The sequence below is a fragment of the Klebsiella sp. AqSCr genome, from assembly GCF_008452795.1.
GTDB classification, from domain to species: Bacteria; Pseudomonadota; Gammaproteobacteria; order Enterobacterales; family Enterobacteriaceae; genus Klebsiella; species Klebsiella pneumoniae.
The window spans coordinates 155,023-160,043 of the sequence record NZ_MJDM01000005.1 but is presented as its reverse complement, the minus strand read 5'-3'; the positions used below and the strand labels follow the sequence as shown (position 1 = coordinate 160,043).

The following is a 5,021-nucleotide window of genomic DNA, read 5'->3' as shown; positions in this document are numbered from 1 at the left end:
CGCCCTGCCACTTTGCCAGCTGCACGGCGAAATGACCGACTCCCCCTGCCGCACCGTTGACCAGGACGCGTTTACCCGCCAGCGGCACCGGCCGATGCGGCCCCGGCTGCAGCGGATTCGCCACCTCATGCCCGGGATCGATCATGAACTGCCAGGCGGTGAGGAGCGACATCGGCACCGCGGCGGCCTGCTGATGGCTCAGGGTTAGGGGTTTGCGAGCGAGGTCGCTGACCGGCACGCTAACGTACTCGGCGTAAGCGCGGCTGCCCCCTGCCGCCCCTTCGGGAAAACGCGCCATAGCATACACTTCGTCGCCGACCGCCACCTCCCGGACGTCATCCGCCCGCGCCACCACCACCCCGGAGAGATCGGTCCCGAGGATCAAGGGAAAGCGGACCTCGGGCCGCCACTCCGGCGGCAGCTGTTGATAGCCATCGCGCAGATAGCTGTCCGGCGGGTTCACGCCCACCGCGTGCACCTGTACCAGTACTTCACCGGCCTGCAGGACCGGCATGGGCGCATCCTCATAGCTCAGGACTTCCGGCCCGCCAAAGGCGTGCTGTTGAACGGCCTTCATCATCTGCGTCGACATCGCTTTCTCCTCATATGGAAATGCGTTATATTTAACGGAGCACTGTTCCGAATATATGGAGCAGTGCTCCGATTGTCAAGGAACGCCAATGAGAGCTGATGCCAGAAAAAATTATGATCTGTTGATCGACGTGGCCCGGGAAGTGTTTGTGGAGCAAGGCGCCGAGGCCTCGCTGCGCGATATCGCCCGCCGGGCGGGCGTCGGAATGGGAACCCTCTACCGCCACTTTCCCAACCGCGACAGCCTGCTGGAAGCCCTGCTCCGCAGCCGCTTTGCGGCGCTAACCGCCCGGGCTGAGTCGCTTCTGCGCGCCGCCGATCCTGCCGCGGCGCTGCTGGAGTGGCTGGCCGAGAGCGTGGCGTTTACCCATCAGCATCGCGGGATCATCGCCCCGCTGATGAGCGCCATCGACGATCCTGAATCCGCCCTGCACAGCGCCTGCGTTGCCCTGCGCGCCGCCGGTACGTCGCTACTGACCCGCGCGCAGCAGGCCGGGCAGGCACGACCAGATCTCAGCGGAGACGAACTGTTCGATCTGATCGCCGCGCTTGCCTGGCTGCGGGAGCAACCGTCCCATGCCCCGCGCGCAGAGCGGATTTTAGCGGTGCTGGCCGACGCGATCCTGACTGCCGGCTAGCGGCGGCTGGTCACCGACGAGACAGCGCGCCTGGCGGGTGACCAGAACGCCAGCCTTTAACGATCAAACGCCCAGCTGGCCGCGCTGGTCAGCGCCCGCTCGAAGGCGGGACGGCCGGGGCCTGCCAGCCAGCCGGCGAAGGTGTGCAGCTGCGGGTGCAGCTGGCGCAGGGCGTCGAGGTCGGCGTGCCCCGCCAGCCGCCCGTCGTCCACCAGCCTGGTCAGCTTATGCAGAAAAGGACTGGCGGCCAGCACCTCGTCGGAAAATCGCGAATAGGGGATCGGCCGTCCCGCCGCCGCGGAGAATAACCCCTCCAGCTGACGGCCGGTCACGCTGTCGCTGCCGATCTCGAACGTCTTGCCGGCAAACCGCGCCGGCGCGGCAAAAACCGCCGCGACAAGATGGCCGATATCCTCCACCGCCAGCACCTGCATTCTCCCCTCCGGCAGCATAAAAAATTGAAAACGACCTTCATCAAGGCCAAAACCGGGCATCACCAGCAGCTCCATAAAGGTGGCGGGCCGCACGATGGTCGCCGCCAGCGGCAGGCGGCGAATATGCCGTTCAATTTCCGCTTTGGTGTCATAATGCGCTACGCCGGTCGGCGTCTCCCCCGTCGCGCTGCCGGAGCTGTACACCAGATGCTTCACCCCGCACTCGACGGAGAGATCGGCGATGGTTATCCCGTAGCGTACCTCCTGCTCATCGGTCACCGTCCCTCCCGGCGAACTGGGCTGGACGCTGAAGACGCCGTCGACCCCGGCCATCGCCGACCGCATTGCCGCCCGGTCTTCAAAGGTTCCCACGACCAGCTCGGCTCCCCGCGCCGCCAGCGCAGCGGCCCCGGCGGAGAAAGGATCCCTGACCAGCGCCCGAACCCGCCAGCCGCGGTGCAGCAGCGCCCGCGCCACCGAGCCGCCCTGCTGACCGGTGGCGCCAAAAACCAACACGGTTTGCGCATTATTCATCACTGTTCCCCTTATCTGCAGCCTGTTTCCCGGCCTCTCGCCAGCGATAGTCACCTTGCTTATCCTTCTCCAGCCAGCCGCAGGAAGGCCCGGCAAAATGCCCGGTGAACCATTGAGCATGATGGCTTGCCCCCCACGCCATCATCTCCCGTCGCGAGACTTCCGCCTGCCGGGGATCGCCGCAGAACGCTGAATTCCACTGCGGATGGGCAAACTGGATCGGGGAATGCAGAAGATCGCCGGAGAAACAGGCGTAGTCATCACCGGCGGCGAGGATCAGCGCGGCATGGTCCGGACTGTGGCCGGGGGTGGGAATAAAGTCGATCCGTCCGCCGACCCGCGGCCGGGTCGCCACATCGACGGTCTCCAGCTGGCCGGCCTCAATCACCGGCAGCAGGCTGTCAAGCCACAGCGCCCGGTAGCGTTCGCTGTTTTTCACCCGCGACAGCTCTTTTGCCGAGCACAGATAGCGGGCGTTGGGAAACAGCGGCACCCAGCGATCGTCCTGCCAGACGGTATTCCATCCGACATGGTCGGTATGCAGGTGAGTCAGTAGCACCAGGGTCACGTCCTCCGGGTTCACTCTCGCGGCGCGGAGATTCTCCAGATACGGCGTGTTAAGTTGATGATAGAGCGGATTGCCGCCGCGCTCCCGACCATTGCCGGTGGCGGTATCGATAACAATCAGATCGTAGGGGGTCTGCACCACCCAGCTGTGGATTGACAGCGCAATCGGCTGAATAACGGCCTCCGCCTCCGCTACCGGGAACGCCTCTGGATAGAGCGCTGCCGGCTGCAGGGAAATCTCGCGCTCCGGCACTTTGAAAATCAGGCTATCGCCTGTCTGGTAAGTTTGCATCACTCCCTCCGCGCGCATTGCGCTGGTTGATTTATCGGGGTGATATTCACTATGCTTCCGGGATAACCCACATTCAAATTGATTATCATAATGAACAAAATCATTGAAAATGATTTTAGTCGTATCGATCTGAATCTGTTGACAGTCTTGATGGTGCTGTACCGCGAAGAGAGCGTCACCCGCACCGCAGAGGTGCTCCATCTTGGCCAGCCGGCTATCAGCGGGGCGCTGAAACGGCTGCGCGAGATGTTTGACGACCCGCTGTTCGTCCGCAGCGCCAGAGGCATGCTGCCGACGCCGCGGGCGCAAGCGCTGATGACCGACCTGCAGCCGCTGATGGAAAACCTGCATTCGGCGATGTTTGGCGCCGGAGAGTTCGTCCCGGCGCGCGCGCAGCAGCTTTTTCGCATCGGCCTCAGCGACTGGAGCGAACACTGGCTGATGCCCCCGCTGTTACCCGGGCTGATGCAGGAGGCGCCCGGAGTGTCACTGCAGTCGATAGCCACCGACCCCTTCCAGGTTCGCCAGTTGCTGGAGGAGGAGCGCATTGATGTCGCGGTGTCTGTCAACAAACAGAGCCGTGGGGAGATCGTCAGCGAGCCGGTGATGTCCATGGGAGTCACCACCCTGTGGTCGCCGCAGCAGATCCCCTGCCGCGGTCCGCTGTCGGTGAGCGACTTTGTCGCCTGGGAACATGTGATGGTGGCCTATCGCGAAACCGGCCACGGTGAAATTGACCGCCAGCTCGCCAGCCAGGGGCTCGCGCGGCGCGTGCGCTTTGCCACGCAGAATTTCTCCACCTTTCCCCTGCTGCTGACCACCCTGCCGCTGTTCGCCACCGTCCCGCAGGGGCTGGCGCAGCGCTGGCAGGCGCAGTATGCGCTGCGCGCGGACGCTCCGCCGGTAGCGTATCCGGAATTTACGCTGTGCATTTTGCGGCACAAACGGCGGGCGCAGGATCCGGCGCTGAACTGGCTGGTGACGAAGTTAAAACAGGCCATGCGCCTCCAATAACCGGGCCGATGCCCCGGCATCAGGCCTCGCTGTGCGGGGGTTGCAGCACACGCCTGCTCCAGTCATAAAACGCGCGCACCGCCGGCGGCAGATAGCGGTTTTGCGGATAGACCAGCGACAAGGGAAGATCAGAAGCGGCCTGCTCCAGACAGGCGACCAGCGCCCCGCTCTGCAGATAAGGTTGCGCCAGATAGCTGGCGACGCGGATCAGGCCCAGCCCCTGAATGCCGGCCTGAATGTAGGCATCGGTATCGTCGACCACCAGCGTCTCCCGCATGCGGATCGCGCAGTCGCCTTCATCGAGGGAGAAAAGCCAGTCGATGGTCCGCCCGGTACGGTGATTCAGGTAGCCCACCGCCCGATGCTGGTGCAGTTCGTCGATGCTCTGCGGCCGGCCGTGGGCCGCGAGCCAGGCCGGCGAGGCGAGGACCATCCAGCGGTAGCGGGCCAGAGGACGCGCCACCAGGGTGGTGGAATCTTCGATCCGCCCGGTACGGATCACGCAGTCGAATCCCTCCTGAATAATATCTTCCACGTTGTCGCTTGAGCAGAGGATCAGCTCCAGGTCGGGATACTGCTGCAAAAACTCGCCGATCCTCGGCAGAATGCAGTGGCGGGCAAGGGATTGCGGCATCCCTACCTTGAACCGCCCGGCGGGCTGAGCCGAGCGCCCGGGAAAGGAGGCTTCCATCGCCGCCATCTCGGCCAGCAGCCTTTTACACTCCTCATAATACCGGCGACCCTCCGCCGTCACGCTGAGCTTGCGGGTGGTGCGCTGGAGAAGCTGCGCCCCGAGCCAGGCTTCCAGCTCCTTCACCACCCGCGATACCGTGGAGCGCGGCTGCCCGAGCACCTCCGCCGCGCGGGCGAAGCTGTGGGCATCCACGACCGCAACATAGACCTGCATGGCATCCAGTTTGTCCATTTCGTTACCTCCCCCCCCCCCCCGGC

At 64.4% G+C, this 5,021-nt stretch carries 6 protein-coding genes; 2 read left to right on the top strand and 4 right to left on the bottom strand.

The features are described 5' to 3' along the window. Nucleotides 1-592: NADP-dependent oxidoreductase (locus BHE81_RS28575; protein ID WP_023159483.1), on the bottom strand; the 592-nt coding region annotated here is incomplete at its 3' end. 88 nt (nucleotides 593-680) lie between these two features. On the opposite strand from BHE81_RS28575, the gene BHE81_RS04565 reads away from it, so the two are divergent. Further along, the gene (locus BHE81_RS04565) at nucleotides 681-1,229 is read left to right on the top strand and encodes a TetR/AcrR family transcriptional regulator (RefSeq protein WP_020803975.1); all 549 of its coding nucleotides are present in this window, start codon (nucleotides 681-683) and stop codon (nucleotides 1,227-1,229) included. Between the two features lie 56 nt (nucleotides 1,230-1,285). Here BHE81_RS04565 and BHE81_RS04560 read toward each other — a convergent pair whose 3' ends face one another. Next, nucleotides 1,286-2,197: an NmrA/HSCARG family protein gene (locus tag BHE81_RS04560; RefSeq protein ID WP_023342864.1), complete on the bottom strand. Its 912-nt coding sequence runs from the start codon at nucleotides 2,195-2,197 to the stop codon at nucleotides 1,286-1,288. Then, nucleotides 2,190-3,059: an MBL fold metallo-hydrolase gene (locus BHE81_RS04555; RefSeq protein ID WP_072277578.1), complete on the bottom strand. Its 870-nt coding sequence runs from the start codon at nucleotides 3,057-3,059 to the stop codon at nucleotides 2,190-2,192. Before BHE81_RS04555 ends, BHE81_RS04560 begins: the two co-directional genes overlap by 8 nt. A gap of 87 nt (nucleotides 3,060-3,146) precedes the next feature. Here BHE81_RS04555 and BHE81_RS04550 point away from each other — a divergent pair, with 87 nt between their 5' ends. After that, the gene (locus BHE81_RS04550; RefSeq protein ID WP_110246585.1) at nucleotides 3,147-4,070 is read left to right on the top strand and encodes a LysR family transcriptional regulator; all 924 of its coding nucleotides are present in this window, start codon (nucleotides 3,147-3,149) and stop codon (nucleotides 4,068-4,070) included. A gap of 19 nt (nucleotides 4,071-4,089) precedes the next feature. On the opposite strand, the gene BHE81_RS04545 is transcribed toward BHE81_RS04550, so the two are convergent. Further along, nucleotides 4,090-4,995: a LysR family transcriptional regulator gene (locus BHE81_RS04545; protein ID WP_004190483.1), complete on the bottom strand. Its 906-nt coding sequence runs from the start codon at nucleotides 4,993-4,995 to the stop codon at nucleotides 4,090-4,092. Nucleotides 4,996-5,021 lie beyond the last annotated feature (26 nt).